The sequence below is a fragment of the Mycolicibacterium vulneris genome, assembly GCF_002104765.1.
GTDB classification, from domain to species: domain Bacteria; phylum Actinomycetota; class Actinomycetes; order Mycobacteriales; family Mycobacteriaceae; genus Mycobacterium; species Mycobacterium vulneris.
This window is the reverse complement of record NZ_NCXM01000002.1, coordinates 290733-293012: the sequence shown is the minus strand read 5'-3', so window position 1 is coordinate 293012 and position 2280 is coordinate 290733. Positions and strand designations below refer to the sequence as shown.

2 protein-coding genes are annotated in these 2280 nt (G+C 62.3%); one reads left to right on the top strand and one right to left on the bottom strand.

The window, feature by feature from the left end; all coding sequences use genetic code 11:
- Positions 1–53 precede the first annotated feature (53 nt).
- Positions 54–281, bottom strand: coding sequence for an MbtH family protein (locus B8W69_RS03260; protein ID WP_085288541.1), 228 nt, complete (start codon positions 279–281; stop codon positions 54–56).
- A 1169-nt stretch (positions 282–1450) separates the two neighbouring features.
- Between B8W69_RS03260 and B8W69_RS03255 the strand changes: the two genes are divergently transcribed.
- Positions 1451–2245, top strand: coding sequence for a GAP family protein (locus B8W69_RS03255; protein ID WP_085288540.1), 795 nt, complete (start codon positions 1451–1453; stop codon positions 2243–2245).
- Positions 2246–2280: the final 35 nt, after the last annotated feature.

The following is a 2280-nucleotide window of genomic DNA, read 5'->3' as shown; positions in this document are numbered from 1 at the left end:
TACACGCCCCCCACTAAAAGTTTGACCCCGAAACCCTTCATACCGACATTTGTCTATCGATCACAAACCGGCGCGGTGAGCGTGTCGCGCAAACTTTTCGCCCGTATATCGGGCCAGGTTTCGTCGATGTAGTGCAGGCATGCAGCGCGGTCGGCTTCTCCAAAAACTACTCTCCAACCGGCGGGTATGACAGTAAATGTTGGCCAAAGACTGTGTTGTTCTTCATTATTGACCAAGACGAAAAAACGGCCATTGTCGTCATCGAACGGATTGAGCGGCAACGGATGGACCCCCTTACATCAACGAAAATTTACAAATCGCGCTGCTTGCAACGCGAGCGTCCTTGCAGCGCTTGAGGATTGAGCCGTCAGGCCCGGCCAGTATGTCGACCAGCTCCCGCGCCGGAAATCAGCGTCATCGAGCTCGGTCGTGAGGGGCGCCGCCGACACATGATCGTGGCGGTACCCATTCCTACCCCACCCCGACAGTCGCCGTTTACCAAGCAGCGCAGCCAATGCGCGCAGCTACGACCTTCGACGAGGCGATCCACGGTCGGCGGGTACCCAACAGTCGCTCCCCGAAACATGTGAATTCCGTTCTTAGATAACCCGATCCGCGTCAAATTGTACTGGTGCGTAGTTTCGTTGCCGCGCAGCAAAACACCATGTTGCGCAGGTGTTGCATATGTCACTGCCCCGCCCGCTCATCCGACGCGTGCACAACAATCCCGGCGCAACGATGTTGGCCGTTTGCCGAGTCGACGCGCAGAACGCAGCCCAGGTGATCAGCCAATCTTTGCCTGCGACTTCCGGTTTCGCTCGGCGCGGATGACTACCGCATACAGCGACCCGGAGCACTATTCCGCAACTACGTCACCAAAAACCCTTCTAGCAGCACATTCACGGATGTGCCCGCACAAGACTACCCGCGTTCGCTCCGTTGCCGAATCCCCCACGCGCAGCATGCGAAAAGGTACGGGCACTTGCTAGGCATAGGCCGACGTCATCGCGGAAATCCGCCGAGAGCTGTCCCGGCCCATAGCTACCCGCACCGGCCGGGGCCGGCGGCGGCTTCCGTGCCGGGGCCGCGTCGCCAGCTGGTTTCATCGGGCGGGCCCGTCGCCGGCTACGTTTGCCGGTGGGTTTTGGCCGGCCCCCGGGCAGCCCGTCACGCAGGCCCGTTGTGATTGATCTCACGCACCCAGGGCAGGCGCGGAGTTCGCCAGCGCACCCAAACCACGTCAGCCCGCTAACGCGGTTACCCCCACAACGGGGGCATGAGCCAGGGGATCGCCAGCTCGCGCCGATGGCATAACCGGAATCCGTTGAACAAGATCAAATTTGGCGCACACAGCTGATTCATAGCCGGCTTTGCCGAGCGAAATTTTCGCGTTCTCAACTGGAGTTCGGCGGCGTTTGAATCCCGCCTCCCACGGGTAGTGCCTCGAACCATGTGGGGGTCAGTGCTGGGCTTGGGGATCCTGGCTGCGCTCAATCCCGTTCGTCTCGGGCTCGCCCTACTGATGATCTCTCGACCACGGCCCGGCCCAAGCCTGCTCGCGTACTGGCTCGGCGGATTGACGGTGTGCATTCCCGAGTTGCTCATCCCGCTGGTGCTGCTGAACTTCACCGCGATTTTCGGACACGTTGCGCACGGTTCGGCGTCCCCGTCGACGAGCTCAACCCTCAGCAAGATTCAGATCGGCCTCGGTGTGGTCGGCCTGTCGATCGCCGCTGTGATGACGGTGCGGTTCCTTACCCGTGCACGGGCGGCGCAACCCGCGCCCGAGGACGAGCGCTCCCGGGAACTGTCGATGGTCTCGGGTACGCCCATCGCGATGCCGCGGCTGCTGACCCGGGTCCCGGATGAGACGACCGAGAACCCCTCGCCATTCCGGCGTCTGCTCGGCCGCATTCACAACTCGTGGGAGAGCGGCTCCTCGTGGGTCGCGTGGGTGATCGGCATCATCTCGGTGCCGGTCGACGGTGTCCTGTTCATCGTCGCGATCATCGCTGCCTCGGGGGCATCGGTCACCGCGCAGGCCGGCGCTTCCGTCGCGTTCATCGTCCTGATGTACGCCGTCGTCGAAGTCATTCTCGTCGGTTATGTGGTCACGCCGGCGAAAACCCAATCTCTCTTGCTCGTGCTGCACGACTGGGTGCGGACCTACCACCGGCAAATCCTGGTGGCGCTGTTCACGGTGGTCGGGGTGTCACAGCTGGCCCAGGGTCTGCACATCCTCTAGAGCGGCGGGCCTCAGCTCGAACGCGGCGGGCGCTC